The following is a 16,260-nucleotide window of genomic DNA, read 5'->3' as shown; positions in this document are numbered from 1 at the left end:
GCCGCTCGGTCGTCGAGGACGCAGCCACGTCGTCGGGGGCGTCACGGCGTGGCGGGTTCCTTCGCCGTACGACGGCGGGCGCTGCGGCGTACGAACAACCACACGGGCAGCCCGAAGATCGCCAGCACGATCGCGAACGGCAGCAGGGCGCCGGTGATGGTGGCCATCGCCGTCGCGAACTCGCCGAGCGCCGACATGCCGCTCCTGAGCCCGGTGAGGAAGCCGGCGTCGCCGTCCTCCTTCTCCTCCTCGGCGGCGTGCTTGCGCTCGATGTCGATGGTGATCGTCGAGTCGCTGGTCTGGTCGGAGAGCCAGGCCTGCTGCGACTTCAGCGAGTCGAGCTCGGCCTGACGACGCGTCAGCTGCGACTCGATCCAGATGATGTCCTTGAGCGAGCTGGCCCGTGCGAGCAGCTGCTCGCCCCGCCGCAGGCTGCTCTCCTGGGCGCGCACCCGCACGTCGGTGTCGATGACCTGGGTCGTGACGTCCTCGCTCGAGAGCTGCGACTGGCGCAGCTCGGCCGCCTTCTCCAGCTCCAGCATCGTCGCCGCGAAGGAGCTCGACGGCACCCGGATGACGAGTCGTGCGTACGTCGCCGTGCCCTCGTCGTCGGTCTGGGTGTTCTCCTCGGAGACCGTTCCTTGCTGGGCGTCCACGATGCGCTGGACGTCGCGGCGGGCCTTCGCCACGTCGGCGCTCACCAGCGACACGGTGCCGTTCGAGATGACGTGGCGCTCGATCGCGGGCTGTCGCGCCTTGCTGGCCGAGGTGCCGGTGACGGCGTCGCCGGTGGCAGCGTCGCCGGAGTACTGCCTGTCGAGCTCGGCGGCCCGGCTGTCGCTGCCCGCACCGTCGGAGCCCGCGCCCGCGGCGGAGGTCGACTCGCGGTCCGCGTAGCCGGCGTCGCTCTGGCCGCCGGACGAGCAGGCGGCGAGGCCGGTCATGAGGGTCGCCGTCATGGTGACTGCTGCGATGAGCCCGGCCTTCCGGCGCCGGTTGCGCGGGGAGCGCGGCTGGTTCCGCGTGAGTGTTGTCATGAGCGTCGGACGCCGTCGATCGGGCAGCCGGTTCCCTGCGGAGGACTGCCGTGACCGAACCGTGACGGGGGCGGCGGACCCGGTCGTGCCAGAGTTGCCCGCGTGAGGCATGACGTCGTGGTGGTCGGAGCGGGCATCGCCGGCCTGACCGCGGCCCGCGATCTCGCGGCCACCCACGAAGTGCTGGTGCTCGAGGGCTCGCCCCGGATCGGCGGCAAGCTGCGACGCGAGTCGGTGGCCGGGGTCCTCGTCGACGTCGGCGCCGAGGCGATGCTCAACCGCCGGCCCGAGGGCGTGGCACTGGCGCGCGACCTCGGCCTCGACGTGGTGCACCCGACGACCGCGACCTCGCGGATCTACTCGCGCGGCGAGCTGCGGCCGATGCCGCGATCGCTGATGGGCGTGCCCTTCGACCTCGACGAGCTGGCGGCGTCAGGGGTGCTGTCCGGGTCCGGCCTGGCCCGCGTGCGCGCCGAGACCGCGGTGGCCTTCGACGACGACGTCAGCGTCGGCGAGCTCGTGGCGACCAGGCTCGGTGACGAGGTCGTCGACCGCCTCGTCGAGCCGCTGCTGGGCGGTGTCTATGCCGGACGGGCCCACCGCATCTCGGCCGCGGCAGCGGTCCCACAGCTGCTGGCGATGGCTCGGCGTGGCTCGCTGCTGGACCAGGCAGCCGGGTTCCCGCGCAGCGACGTCCCCGTCTTCGCCGGGCTGCCGGGCGGGATGGGTCTGCTCCCGGCCGCGGTCGCCGCCGGTCTCGACGTCCGCCTCGACTCCACCGTGCGTGAGCTGCGCCGCGCCGGCGACGGCTGGGCCCTGACCGTCGGCTCGACGCACGCACCCGAGACCGTGCTCGCGCGGCACGTCGTGCTGGCGACACCGGCTGCATCCACGGCCAGGCTGCTGGCCGGGGTCGCGCCCGAGGCCGCCGTCGGCGTCGCGCGCATCGAGTCCGCCAGCGTGGCTGTCGTGACGCTCGCCCTCCCGTGCGAGGCCGTCACGCACCTTGGTGACCGGTCGGGCTTCCTGGTGCCGCCGGTCGAGCAGCGCGGGATCAAGGCCAGCACCTTCTCCTTCGCCAAGTGGGACTGGGTGCACGAGGCCGGCGGCGAGGTCGCGATCCTGCGGACCTCACTGGGTCGCGTGGGGGAGGAGACGACCCTGCAGGCGACCGACGACGAGCTGGTCGCGCGCTCGCTGGCCGAGCTCGCGGAGCTGGCCGGCGTCGTCGCCGTACCCATCGACACGCACGTGCAGCGGTGGGGCGGAGGCCTGCCGCAGTACGCCGTCGGCCACCTCGACCTGGTCGCGCGCGTGCGCTCCTCGCTGCCGCCCGGCCTGGCCGTCTGCGGCGCCTGGTGTGACGGAGTGGGCATCCCCGCGGTGATCGGGTCAGCCCATCGTGCGGCCGCCGAGGTCGCCCGGGCAGAATGAGCCGTATGGCGACGAAGGCAGCGAAGGCACGAGAGCTCAACGACACCATCCGCTACACGATGTGGTCGGTCTTCAAGCTGCGCGACGTGCTCGGCGCCGCCGACCGCGACACCGAGGCGTCCGAGGTGGAGGCGCTCTTCGCGTCGCAGGCCGAGGAGGACATCGTGGTGCGCGGGCTCTACGACGTCAGCGGCCTGCGCGCCGACGCCGACCTGATGGTCTGGTGGCACGCCGAGGACAGCGAGATGCTGCAGTCGGCCTACAACACGTTCCGCCGCACGACCTTCGGCGCGCGGCTGGAGCCCGTCTGGTCGCAGATGGCGCTGCACCGTCCCGCGGAGTTCAACAAGTCGCACATCCCCGCCTTCCTGGCCGACGAGGAGACGAAGGCGCACGTCTGCGTCTATCCCTTCGTGCGCTCCTACGAGTGGTACCTCCTCGACGACGGCGAGCGCCGCGCGATGCTCGCCGAGCACGGCAAGATGGCCCGCGACTACCCCGACGTCCGCGCCAACACGGTCGCGTCCTTCGCGCTCGGTGACTACGAGTGGATGCTGGCCTTCGAGGCCGACGAGCTGTACCGGATCGTCGACCTGATGCGCCACCTGCGCGGCTCCGAGACCCGTCGCCACGTGCGCGACGAGGTGCCGTTCTACACCGGCTCGCGGGTCTCGCCCGCGGAGCTGGTCGCCCGTCTGCCCTGACGCACGGTCGGCCGGGGACCCGGCATAGTGGACGCGTCACGTCCCTCGGCACGAAGGAACCAGCGATGCGCACCGATCGTCGTACTCCCATGACACGCACCGTCGTCGCGCTCGCCGCGCTGCTCGCCCTGTCCACGGCCGCCTGCAGCACCGAGGACGAGATGCGGGGCGTCGACCCCGCCGCCGGTTCCGACACCGCTGCGGCCGCTGAGCCGGGTGAGTTCCCGACCGCCGTGCCGGCCGCGAGCGGCACCGTCAGCACCGACGGCCTCGTCACCGTGCTCGACGACGGCGACGGTCCCGAGCTCTGCACGGCCGTGGCCGAGTCGCTGCCGCCGCAGTGCTCGGGCCCCCCGATCGCCGGCTGGGACTGGGCCGCCCACCCCGAGCACGAGGACCAGGCCGGGACGAAGTGGGGCTCCTTCGCCCTCACCGGAACCTTCGACGGCACCACGTTCGCGGTCACCGAGGCGACGCCCGCAGCGCTCTACGACCCGATGAGCCAGGCGCCCGAGCCGGAGCTCGACACACCGTGCCCGGCGCCCGCCGAGGGCTGGGGCGTCGTGGACCCGGCGAAGACCAGCCAGGAGGCGATGGACGCGACCTTCGCCGCGGCGTCCGCGCTGCCCGGCTACGCCGGATCCTGGATCGACCAGCCCCTCGACCCCGGCGTCGAGAACGGCGTCATGGACCTGAGCAAGGTGATCATCAACGTCGCCGTCACCGAGGACGTCGCGGGCGCCGACGCCAAGCTCCGTGAGACGTGGGGTGGCGCCCTGTGCGTCAGCGAGGCGGCGTACACGGAGACCGAGCTCAACGAGCTGGCGATGGAGCTGCAGAAGCTGCCCGGCGTCATCTCGTCCTCGGCCGCCGACGACGTCGTGCAGATCGGCGTGCTCTTCGACGACGGCTCGCTCCAGGAGTGGGCCGACTCGACGTACGGCGAGGGCCGGGTCGAGATCAGCTCGTCCCTGCTCCCGGCCAGCTGATGGCCAGCACCGTGCGGGGGACGGTGCTCGTGTGCGTCATGGCCGCGCTGGTGGCCGGGTGCGGCGACAAGGTTGCTCCTGTCGCCTCCCCGCCGGTGCGACCGACCGAGGTGCTGGCCGCGACCGGGCCGGTGACGACCTGGCGCACGACCGTCCTCGATGACGGTGACGGCCCCGAGCTCTGCCTCGGTGGGGTGGCGGAGTCACTGCCGCCCCAGTGCAGCGGACCGCCGGTGCTCGACTGGACCTGGGCTGATCACGCGGGTGCCTACGAGGAAGCCGACGGCGTGCGGTGGGGCGAGTTCACCCTCGTCGGCGACTGGGACGGCACGGCGTTCACGCCCACGGAGGTGGTCGCCGGCGGCGAGGTGCCCGAGATGCAGATGCCTGAGAGGACGCCGTGCTCCGAACCCGCCGGCGGCTGGACCGTCCTCGACCACGCCACGACCTCGGACACGGCGCGCGGCAAGCTGATGCGGGCTGCGGCCGTCCGCCCCGATCACGGACTGGTGTGGGTGGACCAGTCGATCAATCCGCGCTGGCAGGACTTCCTCGACGGCGAGGCCTCGCTCGAGATCGAGCAGGCCATGAACGACCCGGCCTTCACCATCGTCAATGTGGGCGTGACCGGCGACGTCGCGGCGGCCGAGGCCGAGCTGCGCCCTGTCTGGGGTGGGCCGCTGTGCGTCTACCAGGTGGCGAACACCGAGGCCGAGCTCCGCCGTGCCGCCGAGGACCTGAGGGACCTGCCGGGCTTCCTCGACGGGGGCTATGGATCGGTCAACAACAAGGTCGAGCAGATGGTGATCTACGACGACGGTTCGATCCAGGCCTGGGTCGACCGGGAGTTCGGCTCCGGCGTGGTCGAGATCAGCTCTGCTCTGCGGCAGGTTTCAGGTTGAGCGAGATCGAGTTGATGCAGTAGCGGTCGCCGGTGGGCGTGCCGTAGCCGTCGGGGAAGACGTGCCCCAGGTGTGAGCCGCAGTTGGCGCAGCGCACCTCGACCCGGTCCATGCCGTGGGAGGTGTCCTTGATGTACTCGATCGTGTCGCTCAGCGGCTGGTAGAAGCTCGGCCAGCCGCAGCCGGAGTGGAACTTCGTGGTGCTCGTGAAGAGCTCGTGGCCGCAGGCCTTGCACGAGTAGGTGCCCTCGGTCTCGGTGTCCGTGTAGGTGCCCTTGAAGGCGGCTTCCGTGCCGGCCTGCCGCAGCACGGCGTATTCCTCGGGGCTGAGCTCGGCTCGCCACTGCTCGTCGGTCTTCTCCACCTCGTAGGCCATGCAGACCAAGTTACTCCCCTGTCCATGGGCCGGCTGGCACGCTGTCGGGATGGACACCACCCAGATCCGCCTGGCCCAGCGGCCCGTCGGTGAACCCGACGCCAGCACCTTCAGCACGGTCACCGAGGCCCTGCCCGACCTGCAGGACGGCCAGGTGGCGCTCGCGATCCGCTACCTCTCGCTCGATCCCTACATGCGCGGTCGCCTGAGCACCGCGAAGTCCTACGCTGATCCGGTCGAGATCGGTGACGTCATGGTGGGTGGGACCGTCGGTGAGGTGGTCGAGTCCCGCTTCGAGGGCCTGTCGCCGGGTGACGTCGTGCTGTCCTATTCCGGCTGGCAGACGGCCGCGATCGCCGAGGGCAACCAGGTCCGCAAGCTCGACCCGTCGGTCGCCCCCGTCACGACCGCCCTGGGTGTGCTGGGCATGCCGGGCTTCACCGCCTACGCCGGTCTCCTCGAGATCGGCCGCCCGCAGGAGGGTGAGACCGTCGTCGTGGCCGCGGCCACCGGACCGGTCGGCAGCGCAGTCGGCCAGATCGCCCGCATCAAGGGGGCCCGGGCGGTGGGCATCGCCGGCGGGCCGGACAAGGTGCGCGCCCTCACCGACGAGTTCGGCTTCGACGCGGCGCTCGATCACCGTGCCCCCGACTTCGTCGACCAGTTGAAGGCAGCGACCCCAGACGGCATCGACGTCTACTTCGAGAACGTCGGCGGCAGGGTCTTCGACGCCGTACGGCGACGCCTCAACACCTACGCACGGATCCCGGTCTGCGGGCTGGTCGCCAACTACAACCTGACGGCACCGCCGGAGGGGCCGGACCAGCTGGCCGGCCTCATGGGGCAGGTCCTCACCCGGAGCCTGACGATCCGCGGCTTCATCCAGTCCGAGTTCACCCGCAGCCACGGCCGCGACTTCGTCCGCGACATGGGGGAGTGGGTCGGCAGCGGCCGGGTGCGCTACCGCGAGGACGTCGTCGAGGGGCTGGAGAACGCGCCCGCCGCCTTCGCCGGGATGCTGCGCGGCGAGAACTTCGGCAAGCTCGTGATCAAGGTCTGAGGCGCCGCCAGGTCACGGTTCGGCCACGGCGCTCGGTCTTCCGGCCGCGAGCGGGCACGATCAGCGGATGGTCCGACGACTCGCGGCGACGACGTGCTGGATTGCGGTGCTGTTCGCGGCCGTCGGCTGTGGTGACCAGCGGTCAGTGGCGGACGCGGGCCCGGTGGAGCGGCCGACGGCTGTGCCGGGGGCGGCTGGCATCGTGACCACCCGGCAGCCGGTCGTGGTCAGTGACGACGGGTCGGGTCCACAGCTCTGTTTCGGCTCCTATTCCTTCGGTGGCCCGCCTGACTGCTCGGACGCTGCCGTGCCGGGCTGGGACTGGACCGAGCACGCGGGCGCCTTCGAGGAGTCGAACGGTGTGCGCTGGGGCTCGTTCCTGCTGACGGGCACGTTCGACGGTGAGTCGTTCGAGCCGACCGATGTCGACCCGCCGTCGTCGTCGCCGTACACGCCGGACTTCTCGATCCCGTGCCCCGAGCCGGCAGGAGGCTGGCAGGTCGAGGACCCGGCCCGCGCGACCCGGGAGCAGCTGACGAGCTTGTCGAGTGTGGCCGAGGACCTGCCCGACCATGCGCTGACCGCCGTCAGCACGGTGGAGGGTGCCCCGGGGCCGCGGGACCCGGCCGAGACCGTGGTGACGTCTACGTCGCTGGCGACCCGGCGGGTGCCGAGCGCGCACTGCGCGAGGTGTGGGGCGGGATGCTCTGCGTCACTGAGGTCGAGCACTCGCACGCCGACCTCGAGCGCATCCAGCAGTCGTTGATCGGCCTGCCGGGGATGCTCCAGGTCGGTTCCGGCAACCCCGACAACCAGGTGGAGCTGACGGTCTTCCACGACGACGGGCGCTACCAGCGCTGGGTGGACGCGGAGTACGGCGAGGGCGTGGTCGAGGTTACCTCGATCCTGCAACCGGTCGACTGAGCCCGCTAGCCTGACCGACATGGCAGCAGCGAAGCCGGTGATGGTGCAGGCCGGCGACCGTGAGGTCCGCGTCTCGTCGCCCGACCGCGTGATCTACGAGGCGACCGACATGACTCCCGAGGTCACCAAGGTGATGGTGGCGGAGTACTTCACGTCCGTGCAGGAGGGGCTCATGCGCGCGCTGCGGGACCGGCCGACGGCGCTGGAGCGGTGGACTTCCGGCGTGCGCCCGGGGATGAAGCTGGCCACCGGGCCGATGGACAAGGACGCCGACGCGTTCTACCAGAAGCGCGTGCCGAAGGGTGCTCCCGACTATCTCGAGTCGGTGGAGATCACCTTCCCCTCGGGGCGTACGGCGGAGGAGATCTGCCCGACGGAGATCGCGGTGCCGGTCTGGTGTGCCCACATGGGCACCCTCACCTTCCACCCCTGGCCGGTTCGCCGCGACGACGTCGACCACCCCGACGAACTGCGGATCGACCTCGACCCGCAGCCCGGGACCGACTTCGCCGACGCGGTCCGCGTGGCCGGTGCCGCGCGCGAGCTGCTGGCCGACCTCGGGATGACCGGCTATGCGAAGACGTCGGGCAACCGGGGCATCCACGTCTATGTCCGGATCGAGCCTCGCTGGGAGTTCAGCGCCGTACGCCACGCGGCGATCGCCTTCGGCCGCGAGCTGGAGAAGCGCGACTCCGGCGTGACGACGGCATGGTGGAAGGAGGAGCGCGGGGAGCGGATCTTCGTCGACTTCAACCAGAACACCCGCGACCGGACCATCGCCTCGGCCTACTCCCTGCGGCCGCTGCCGGGCGCGCCGGTCTCGACGCCGGTGTCGTGGGACGAGCTGGCGACGCTGACCTCGCCGAGCGGGCTCAACCTCTTCACTGTCCCGTCGCGGCTCGCCAACGACGGCGACCCGTGGGAGACGATCGACGACGAGCACTTCTCGCTCCAGCCGTTGCTGGACCTGTGGGACGCCAACCCGGTCGAGCTGAACTACCCGCCCGACCACCCGAAGATGCCCGGCGAGCCGCCGCGCGTCCAGCCGTCGAAGAAGGTCGCCGCCCACTGGGACGAGGACGGCAACCGCATTGCCGACTGACGACAACCGCGTCGCGCGCTTCGCCGGCGAGCCCCCGAAGGACGGGCCGGCCGGGGCGGAGCGCTGGATCGGCTACCTCGACTGGGCGCGCGGCGACCTCGTGGACAAGGTCCTGTCGATGTCGTACGCCGACCAGCGGACCTCGCAGGTGCCCTCGGCGTGGACACCGCTGGAGCTGCTGAGCCACGTGCTGCACATGGAGCAGCGCTGGTTCGTCTGGGGCTACCTGGGCGAGCAGGTCGACGAGCCGTGGGGCGACTGGGACGCCGACGACCCGACCACGGTGTCGACCGCCCGGTGGGCCGTGGCCGACGACGAGACCGCCGAGTCGCTGGCGGCCCGGCTCGACGTGGTCGCCGAGCGCACTCGCGGCACCCTCCGCGACGTCCCGCTGGACGCGATCGCCGCGCCCGGGGGGCGCTTCGACGACGACCCGCCGACGCTCGAGTGGATCTGCTTCCACGTGCTGGCGGAGTACGCCCGCCACGCCGGGCACCTCGACATCGTCGCGGAGCTCGCGGGCGACTAGCCTCGCCTGCGTGAGTCCCCACCTTCTCCTCGTCACCGGTTCCGGCCGGTCCGGCACGTCCAGCGTCGCGGGCGCGCTCAAGCGCCTGGGCCTGCACGTCCCCCAGCCGGAGGTGCCCGCGGACGAGAAGAACCCGCGCGGCTACTACGAGCCCGAGTGGGTGACGGAGTTCCACAAGCGCGTGCTCAACCCGGTGCCGGTGCGCACCATCGACACCCGCCCCACCGCCGGTGCGATCGCCGCCGAGGCGGGCAGCCGCCCCGAGGTCGAGGCCGAGCTGCGCGAGTGGCTGGGCGGCCAGCTCGACGCCGAGCAGATCCTGGTCAAGGACCCGCGTGCCTTCTGGATCCTGCCCGTGTGGACCCGCGTCGCCGCCGAGCTCGGCGCCTCCGTGAGCACGCTGACGATGCTGCGGCACCCCACCGAGGTGGTGCGCTCGCGCGACTCCGCCTACCTCACCGAGCAGACACCGACCTTCCGCCGCCAGCGCGAGACCGCCAACATCGCCGCCTGGGTCAACGCCGCCTTCGAGACCGAGCGCTCGACGCGCTCGCTCGACCGCGCCTTCGTGCGGTACGCCGACCTGCTGGCCGACTGGCGCACGGCCCTGCACCGCGCCGGGACGCAGGCGGGGCTGACCTACAACGCCGACCTGCGGACCGAGGCGCCGCACGAGGTCGACGACTTCATCGATGCCAAGCTCAACCGGTCGGCCATCTCCTGGGACGACATCGCGGTGCCCGCCCAGCTGCGCGACCTCGCCGAGCGCACCTGGCAGGCGATGAACACCCTGGTCGAGTCACCTCACGACGAGGCGGCGATCGCCGACCTGACCGGGCTGCAGGAGGAGTACGTCGAGCTGTTCGACTTCGCCCAGGCGATCGCGATGGACGCGACCACCGCGCGCGTGGCCGCGGGGCGCCGCGACGTACGCCGCAAGAAGGATGCGCAGCTCGACGAGCTGCGACTCGAGCTGGCGGCGGCGAGGGCCGAGACCAGCGAGCGCAAGCCGTTCTGGCGTCGCTGACGTCCCCCAGATGTGCGTGACTCCGGTCACGATTTTCCGGTGGCGGGCGTGGCCGGTGGTGTCGCTGTCGACGACTGGGGTCGTTGAGGCTTGGATCCGAGACAGCAGGTCCGCTTCGTGGTGTCCCCGGAGTAGCACGGATTGAGGACCCCTGTGCCGGCTTGTTAGCCTCCCCGGACTGCACTCGTTCTGCGGTGCCGTCGGACTGGGAGGTTGGCGGCGTCCGGCCAGGGATCCCGATGGGGAACCGTGGTCGGCGAGGACGTGGGTCGAGCGCCCGAGTGGCGTGAGAAGTGAACGGCCGGGGGGCCTGTGTGCGACAAGCCTCCCGCACGTACTCCTCGGGAATCTGGAGCTTCCATGTCACCCCTCGCAACCCATCGAAAAGTCCTGCGCCCACACCTGCTCAAGGTCCTCGTCGGCGCCCTCGCCTTCAGCGTCGTCGCCGGCCTGCCGCTCGTCCTGGGAGGCGCCGGCTCGCTGGCGCCCGTCTCGGCCACGAGCAACTATGGCATCTGGTCCGACTCGGTCGAGCCCCCGGTGCCCGCCGTGGATGACCCCTCGAGCGTGACGCTCGGTGTCGAGTTCGCCAGCGACACCGGCGGCGTGGTCAACGCGATCCAGTACTACGGCACGGCGGCCAACTCCGGCCAGCACCTCGGTCAGCTCTGGGGACCCCGGGGCGGCCTGCTCGCCTCGGTGAAGTTCACCCACACCACGACCCGTGGCTGGCGGACCGCGCGGTTCACCAAGCCCGTGAAGATCCGCCCCGGCGTCCGCTACATCGCCTCCTACCGGGCCCCGAACGGTCGCCACGCGATCGACCGGGACAGCCTGGGCGGCGGCAGGACCGTCTCCACCAAGGACCTCACGGCCTTCCGCGGCACCTACCTCGCCGGCACCGGCCGTCCCACGCGCACGGTGAACGAGTCGAACTACTTCGTGGACGTCGTCTTCAGGCCGCGCAAGGCGACCACGAAGACCTCGACGCCGACCCCCGCGCCCACCGCCACGACGTCGCCCACGGCGACCTCGACGCCCACCCCGACCACGACCTCGTCACCCACGGCGCCGTCAAGCCCCACTGCGACGACGTCACCGACCGCGACCGCGACACCGAGCCAGCCGCAGACCTCCACGGCCCAGTGCGTGCGGCCCGACGCCGGCAACACCGGCCACACGGGCACGCTCGCGGCCTACAACGGTCCCACCTGGGTCAGCACGCCCGGCGCGGTGATCGAGAACGTGATGATCAACGGTCCACTCGTCATCAACGCGGACAACGTCACCGTCCGCAACGTCCACGCCACCGGGTCCGTCGGCACCTACGCCGACAACACCCGGATCGCGGACTCCACGATTCCGCACATCTGGTCGTCCTCCGGCTCGGGCATGCTCGTCGAGCGGACCGACCTGGGTGGTGGCTTCGAGGGCGACACCTTTCACGTCACCAGCGACAACGGCTCCTACATCCAGGGGTTCACGATGCGGGGCAACTGGATCCATGACGTGACCGTGCCGCAGGGCGCGCACTACGACGGCATCCAGGTCCGCGGCGCCACCGGTGTGCTGATCGAGTGCAACAACTTCGACCTCGGTGCCTACCAGGAGGGCTACAACGCCCCGGTGTTCTTCGAGAACGACAACGGCGGCTATGCCAACAGCCGCGTCGTGGACAACTGGCTCCTCGGGGGCGCCTTCAACATCATGCTCGGCGACGCGAACGACGACGGCGTCGTGCTCACCGACAACCGCGTGGGCGGGGCGTTCCGGTGGGGCCTGTGCATGGCCGAGGCCGCCGACGCGAAGCCCGCGGTGCAGACCGGCAACACCTACCTCAACGGCGACCCGGTCGTCCCGTGCCCGTGAGCTCCCAGGGGGCGGCGAGCGGGAAGTAGTCCTCGAGGAAGTCCGCGAGCATCGCGTCGACCGCCTCCGCGTCGACCGCGAAGTCGTGGTGGTCACCGACGCAGAAGAAGTCGTGGTCGCGGGCCCGCAGCTGCTTGAGCTGCCGCTCGACGCGCGCGTTGCTGAGGTCGACGAAGGCGTGCCCGGCGGTGGCTGCGAAGGCGCGACCGGTGAGCAGGCCGTAGTGCTGCGCCAAGCTGGACAGCAGTGAGACGTCGCTGCGACTGCGGAAGGGGGCGCGCGCCGTACGCGCCAACGCCTCGGGGAAGCGCTCCTCGATCTCGGTGAGCACCGAGACCCGCTGGGGGTGGGGCGAGTGCGCCATGACCTGGGTGATCTCGACGCCGAACGCCTCCTCGAGGAGGGCCCGGTTGTTGGCGGCGGCGGTCAGGAACGGCTTGTCGGCGGCTCCCGGGAGCCCGATCGGGGTGGTGCCGACGAAGGCCGCGGCCGCACCGCCGGGGGAGAAGAACTGCTCGGGTCGCGTCGGTCGCCCGAGGAAGACGTCGTCGTTGACGTAGACGAAGTGCTCGGCCAGGCCGGCGATCTTGTGCAGCGAGGTCTCGATCGCCTGCGAGTTGAAGGTAGGCAATGCGTCGGCCGGGAGGATGTCGCGGTGGTCGACCAGCGTGATGCGCGGGTCGTCCTTCAACCAACCCGGGCGCTGGCCGGCGGTGACCACGAAGACCTGGCGCACCCACGGTGCGAAGAGGTGGAGGCTGCGCAGCGAGTAGCGCAGCTCGTCGCGACTGCGGAACCTCGCCTGTCCGGCGGACTCCTTGCGGGCATCGGCGCACTCGCGGGCGACGCGAGCTGCGTTCCACTCGGGGTCGTCGCCGTCGACCCAGGTGTAGACCGCGTCGATCGGGAAGGCCACGTCGAAGGGGGTCGGCGCCGCCATCAGCTGCAGCGTCGGCACGGTGACACCCGCGACGGCGACCTGCGTGGTGGGCGTGCCCGGCGGGACCTGCTGTGTCCAGCGGTTGGGCCGCGGGGCGACGAGGGTGCCGTCGGGGAGCCGGTCCCAGAACTCGATCTCGACCCCGGCGTCCTCGCCGAGGAAGGAGCGCCGGCCCTCGCTGCGCGGCCAGGGCTCGAGCACGAGCCGGTTGGGCGCCGCGTTGTGGAGTACGGCGACGAGGTCACGAGCAGGCAGGCGGCGCACGGGCCAGCCGCGATCGCCGGGGTCGAGCAGCGAGAAGTGGTCGGGCACCTCGGCGAGCGCGGCCAGGACCGCGGACCGGTGGGGCGCCGGGACGACGACGGTCGGCGCGGGGCGGTCGTGGGTCGGGATGACGAACCAGCCCTCGCCGGCGCCCTCCGCGGCGCCGATCGCCAGGCGGAGCGCCTCCGCGCGGGCCTCGATCGGGGTGATCGCCGGCACCTTGACCGGCACCCCCTCGCGCGTGAACGGGGCCGCGGGGGTGGGTGCGGCGACCTCGGCCCCGACGAGTCGGGTGAACAGCGTCTCCCACTGCGCGGCGATCGCCTCGGCGTCGTAGCGCCGGGAGGCCGCGAGCGCGCCCTCGCCGAGGCGTGCCAGCAGAGCGGGGTCGCTGGCCAGGGAGTGCAGCGCGGCAGCGAGCCCGGCCTTGGCGCCGGCGCCGACGAGGAGCCCGCTCACGTCGTGCTCGACGAGCTCGCGCGGGCCGGAGGGGCAGTCGTAGGTGACGACGGGGACGCCCGCCGACATCGCCTCCTGGGCGACGAGCGGGAAGCCCTCGGTCTTCGACGACATCGCGCAGATCGCTGCCTGCGCCCATTCGGGTGCCATGTCCGCGACGGCGCCGGGGAGCTCGACCCGGTCGGCGAGGCCGGCCTTGGCGGCGTGTGCGATGAGCTCGGGTCGCAGCGGTCCGTCGCCGAGGATGCGCAGCCGCCAGCCGGGGAGATCGCCCGCGACCTGCTCGAAGGCACGCAGCAGGTGGATGAACTGCTTCTCCGGCACGATCCGGCCGGCCGTGACGATCGTCCGCGACGTCAGGTCGGAGCGGGGCTGCGTGGCCACGGGCAGCGGGTTGGGCATGACGACGAGCTCGGGGGCGACGGTGCCGAGCTCGGCGCCCAACCAGTCGGCGGCCGAGCGCGTGAGCAGTGCGACCGCGGCGACGCGGGGCGCGAAGGCGAGCAGCGGCTCCATGCCGCCGACGCGGTCGGCCGAGGAGCGGTGCTCCTGGTGGAGCACCTTCGTGCCGGCCGGCAGGAGCTGGACGGCCGCGGCCATCAGGGCCGGCGTGACGGTGACGACGAGGTCGACGTCCAGGTCGGCCAGCGCGGCCATCGCGTGGTCGGTCAGCTCGGAGAACTGCCCGTCCCACCGCTTCGGGACCAGGCGCGAGGGGCGCTTGGCGCGGGGGTCGTCACCCCGGGCGTCGACCAGGTGGTCGACCCCGACCGCGGGGTCGACCGGGTAGTGCGGGGAGTCGGCGCTGCGGGTGACGGAGACGAGGCGTACGTCGACGTTCCCCCGTCGCGCGAGCGCGTTGGCCTGCGTGATGGCCGACCTCGACGTACCGCCCATGCCGTCCAGGTTGAACACGAGGAACGCCACCGACAGGCGGCTGGAGCGGCGCAGGGCGAACTTCACGCCGCAACCCTAGGGCGTCAGAATCCGGAGACGCCCTCGCCGCCGCCGGCCTGCTCGTCGAAGTTCTCCTGCTCGAGCAGGTGCAGCACAGGGACGCCGAGCTTGCGGCGCGCGCGGGAGGTCCAGTCGACGTGGAAGAACTCGGCGACGAGGTGGGGTCGCGTCAGCACGATCACCTCACGGGCGTCGACCTCGCTCACCTTGGCGACCAGCGCGTCGACCGGCGGCTCGGAGGTCACGGCGCCGGTGGCCCGGCCCCCTGCGGTCTCGATCGACTTGAGGGTGGTGGCGAGGTCCTTCGCGGAGCGGTCGCGACACTCCTCGCGCACCGCCTCGAGATCGACGTCGCTCATCACCATCGCCGGCGCGGCCATCACGTCGCCCGCGCCGAGCGTGCCGAGCGAGGCCTCGATCCGCGCCGACGCGTCCTCGAGGGGGAGGAGGACGTGGTAGACGACCTGGTCCTCGATGTCGCTGTGCAGCGAACGCACCTGCGTCGCGTCACCCGCGGACATGGCTGCCTCGACCAGCAGGACCACGTCGTAGGTGCCGACGCCATCGTTGATGTTGTCACTCATTGTCATCGCCCCTTGCTCCATTGTCGGCCCCACTCAAGACTCTAGCGAGGTCATAGCTCACCGGCTCCTCGAGCTGTTCGTAGCCGCACGACTCCGGGTCGCGGTCGTCGCGCCAGCGCTTGAACTGGGCGGTGTGGCGGAAGCGCCGGCCCTCCATGTGGTCGTACTTCACCTCCAGCACGCGCTCGGGGCGCAGCGGCGTGAAGCCGAGGTCCTTGCCCGCGCTCCAGCGGCTCTGGGTGCCCGGGACGCGGTCGGGATTGGCGGTGAGGAACTCGCTCCACCTGCCCCACGGGTGCTCCTCGATCGGGCACACCAGCGGCTGCAGCTCCTCGATCAGCTCGGCCCGCCGGGCCGCCGTGAAGCTCGCGCTGACGCCGATGTGCTGCAGCTCGCCATCGGCGTACAACCCGAGGAGGAGGCTGCCGAGCAGGGGCTTCTCGGGCGTGGAGGTCTTGTGCTCGCGGTAGCCCGCGACGACGACATCGGCGGTGCGCTCGTGCTTGATCTTCAACATCGTGCGGGCATTCGGTTCGTACGGCGCCCGCAGGGGCTTCGCCATGACACCGTCGAGCCCGGCGCCCTCGAAGTCCTCGAACCACTGCTCGGCCTCCTGCGGATCGCGGGTCGTCCGGGTCAGGAAGCACGGGCCGGTCAGTCCGTGCAGCGCCTCGGTCATCGCCTGTCGCCGCTCCTCGAAGGGCCGGTCGAGGAAGGACTGGTCGCCGAGTGCGAGCAGGTCGAAGGCGACGAAGCCCGCGGGCGTCTTCTCCGCGAGCATGTCGACGCGGCTCTTGGCCGGGTGGATGCGCTCCTGCAGCACCTCGAACTCGAGGCGGTCATCGATCGCGACGAAGAGCTCGCCGTCGAGCACGATCCGCTCGGGGAGCTGCTCCTTGATCGCGGCCACGACCTCGGGGAAGTAGCGCGTCAGCGGCTTGGTGTTGCGGCTGGTGAGCTCGACCTCGTCGCCGTCGCGGAAGACCAGGCAGCGGAAGCCGTCCCACTTCGGCTCGAAGGAGTAGTCGCCGGAGGTGGGCACGCCCTTGACGGACTTGGCGAGCATCGGCTGGACGGGTGGCATCACGGGCAGGTCCACGTGC

At 71.6% G+C, this 16,260-nt stretch carries 16 protein-coding genes; 11 read left to right on the top strand and 5 right to left on the bottom strand.

Going from position 1 to position 16,260, the window contains the following annotated elements; genetic code table 11:
• Window positions 1-41: 41 nt before the first annotated feature.
• Complete coding sequence (locus CF8_RS21130) at window positions 42-959, bottom strand: DUF4349 domain-containing protein (protein WP_010834049.1); 918 nt, start codon at window positions 957-959, stop codon at window positions 42-44.
• Window positions 960-1,139: 180 nt separating this feature from the next.
• Here CF8_RS21130 and hemG point away from each other — a divergent pair, with 180 nt between their 5' ends.
• From hemG to CF8_RS21120, 4 genes are all read left to right on the top strand, one after another.
• A complete protein-coding gene (gene hemG, locus CF8_RS15490; protein WP_198016859.1) occupies window positions 1,140-2,471 on the top strand; it encodes a protoporphyrinogen oxidase in 1,332 nt (443 codons plus the stop codon).
• Between the two features lie 5 nt (window positions 2,472-2,476).
• Window positions 2,477-3,175, top strand: a complete 699-nt coding sequence (gene hemQ / locus CF8_RS15485; protein WP_010834048.1) for a hydrogen peroxide-dependent heme synthase — start codon at window positions 2,477-2,479, stop codon at window positions 3,173-3,175.
• Window positions 3,176-3,264: 89 nt separating this feature from the next.
• Window positions 3,265-4,164: a hypothetical protein gene (locus CF8_RS21125; protein ID WP_051204234.1), complete on the top strand. Its 900-nt coding sequence runs from the start codon at window positions 3,265-3,267 to the stop codon at window positions 4,162-4,164.
• On the top strand, window positions 4,164-5,066 hold the full coding sequence (locus tag CF8_RS21120; RefSeq protein WP_010834046.1) for a hypothetical protein: 903 nt from the start codon (window positions 4,164-4,166) through the stop codon (window positions 5,064-5,066). The genes CF8_RS21125 and CF8_RS21120 overlap by 1 nt, the downstream gene beginning before the upstream one ends.
• On the opposite strand, the gene msrB is transcribed toward CF8_RS21120, so the two are convergent.
• The gene (gene msrB / locus CF8_RS15470) at window positions 5,035-5,442 is read right to left on the bottom strand and encodes a peptide-methionine (R)-S-oxide reductase MsrB (protein ID WP_010834045.1); all 408 of its coding nucleotides are present in this window, start codon (window positions 5,440-5,442) and stop codon (window positions 5,035-5,037) included. The genes CF8_RS21120 and msrB overlap by 32 nt on opposite strands.
• Before the next feature lie 49 nt (window positions 5,443-5,491).
• Between msrB and CF8_RS15465 the strand changes: the two genes are divergently transcribed.
• The 7 genes from CF8_RS15465 to CF8_RS15435 all read left to right on the top strand — a co-directional run bounded on the left by CF8_RS15465 (window position 5,492) and on the right by CF8_RS15435 (window position 11,953).
• Window positions 5,492-6,502 carry an NADP-dependent oxidoreductase gene (locus tag CF8_RS15465; protein ID WP_010834044.1) on the top strand — a complete coding sequence of 337 codons (1,011 nt, stop codon included), beginning with the start codon at window positions 5,492-5,494 and terminating at the stop codon, window positions 6,500-6,502.
• Window positions 6,503-6,704: 202 nt separating this feature from the next.
• The gene (locus CF8_RS15460) at window positions 6,705-7,268 is read left to right on the top strand and encodes a hypothetical protein (RefSeq protein WP_198016858.1); all 564 of its coding nucleotides are present in this window, start codon (window positions 6,705-6,707) and stop codon (window positions 7,266-7,268) included.
• The gene (locus CF8_RS15455; RefSeq protein ID WP_198016857.1) at window positions 7,265-7,426 is read left to right on the top strand and encodes a hypothetical protein; all 162 of its coding nucleotides are present in this window, start codon (window positions 7,265-7,267) and stop codon (window positions 7,424-7,426) included. The genes CF8_RS15460 and CF8_RS15455 overlap by 4 nt, the downstream gene beginning before the upstream one ends.
• 19 nt (window positions 7,427-7,445) lie before the next feature.
• The gene (locus CF8_RS15450) at window positions 7,446-8,528 is read left to right on the top strand and encodes a DNA polymerase domain-containing protein (protein ID WP_010834042.1); all 1,083 of its coding nucleotides are present in this window, start codon (window positions 7,446-7,448) and stop codon (window positions 8,526-8,528) included.
• Window positions 8,518-9,057 (top strand): mycothiol transferase, encoded by a 540-nt coding sequence (locus tag CF8_RS15445; protein ID WP_010834041.1) that lies wholly within the window; start codon window positions 8,518-8,520, stop codon window positions 9,055-9,057. The genes CF8_RS15450 and CF8_RS15445 overlap by 11 nt, the downstream gene beginning before the upstream one ends.
• 10 nt (window positions 9,058-9,067) lie before the next feature.
• A complete protein-coding gene (locus CF8_RS15440; RefSeq protein ID WP_010834040.1) occupies window positions 9,068-10,084 on the top strand; it encodes a sulfotransferase family protein in 1,017 nt (338 codons plus the stop codon).
• A 360-nt stretch (window positions 10,085-10,444) separates the two neighbouring features.
• On the top strand, window positions 10,445-11,953 hold the full coding sequence (locus CF8_RS15435; protein ID WP_010834039.1) for a DUF4082 domain-containing protein: 1,509 nt from the start codon (window positions 10,445-10,447) through the stop codon (window positions 11,951-11,953).
• Here CF8_RS15435 and CF8_RS21115 read toward each other — a convergent pair.
• The 3 genes from CF8_RS21115 to CF8_RS15420 are packed head-to-tail and all read right to left on the bottom strand — an operon-like array spanning window position 11,922 to window position 16,256.
• Window positions 11,922-14,579, bottom strand: a complete 2,658-nt coding sequence (locus CF8_RS21115) for a stealth conserved region 3 domain-containing protein (protein ID WP_010834038.1) — start codon at window positions 14,577-14,579, stop codon at window positions 11,922-11,924. The two genes, CF8_RS15435 and CF8_RS21115, sit on opposite strands and share 32 nt — an antisense overlap.
• A 17-nt stretch (window positions 14,580-14,596) precedes the next feature.
• Window positions 14,597-15,157 (bottom strand): hypothetical protein, encoded by a 561-nt coding sequence (locus CF8_RS15425; protein WP_051204233.1) that lies wholly within the window; start codon window positions 15,155-15,157, stop codon window positions 14,597-14,599.
• Complete coding sequence (locus tag CF8_RS15420; RefSeq protein WP_010834036.1) at window positions 15,150-16,256, bottom strand: ATP-dependent DNA ligase; 1,107 nt, start codon at window positions 16,254-16,256, stop codon at window positions 15,150-15,152. The genes CF8_RS15425 and CF8_RS15420 overlap by 8 nt, the downstream gene beginning before the upstream one ends.
• Between the last annotated feature and the right edge of the window lie 4 nt (window positions 16,257-16,260).

The sequence above is a fragment of the Nocardioides sp. CF8 genome (assembly GCF_000389985.1).
Classification (GTDB): Bacteria; Actinomycetota; Actinomycetes; order Propionibacteriales; family Nocardioidaceae; genus Nocardioides; species Nocardioides allogilvus.
This window is presented reverse-complemented; position numbering and strand designations above follow the sequence as displayed.